This is a genomic window from Bradyrhizobium sp. NBAIM08 (assembly GCF_020193935.1).
Classification (GTDB): Bacteria; Pseudomonadota; Alphaproteobacteria; order Rhizobiales; family Xanthobacteraceae; genus Bradyrhizobium; species Bradyrhizobium yuanmingense.
In genome coordinates, this window is sequence record NZ_JADYVR010001146.1 from 1 (window position 1) to 393 (window position 393).

The 393-nt window shown below is 66.9% G+C and carries 1 protein-coding gene; it reads right to left on the minus strand.

All coding sequences use genetic code 11. From position 1 onward, the window contains the following. On the minus strand, positions 1–393 hold a 393-nt coding region (locus I6F37_RS43885), incomplete at both ends, for a LamG domain-containing protein (protein ID WP_225154968.1).

Here is a 393-nt window from a genome sequence, read left to right on the forward strand (position 1 = left end):
GTGGTGCCGTCATAGGTGACCACGAGGTGCTGCCAGGTGCCGGGCGTCGGCGTGCGCGCCGAATCCACGTAGCTCGACATGCCGGTGTTGAGCGTCCCGTAGTAGCGCCCGTCGATGTGGTCGACCCACAGCATCGGCCCGCCGGCGGGATAGTTCCAGGCGCCGAGGATGCCGACGTCCTTCGTCGCGCCGGCCTTGTTCACCCACGCCTCGAGCGTGTAGCTCGTCTTGTAGAAGGTGCCGAGCGCGGGCAGCGAGACGCTGGCGTTGGACCCGTTGAAGTTCAGCGCGGAGCCGAACTTGCCGGTCGTCCATGTCGCGTTGGCGATGGTTCCATCACGGTGTGCGCCTGAGGAGTCACCGAGCGTGGTCCCCGCGTTCTCGTCGAAGGAG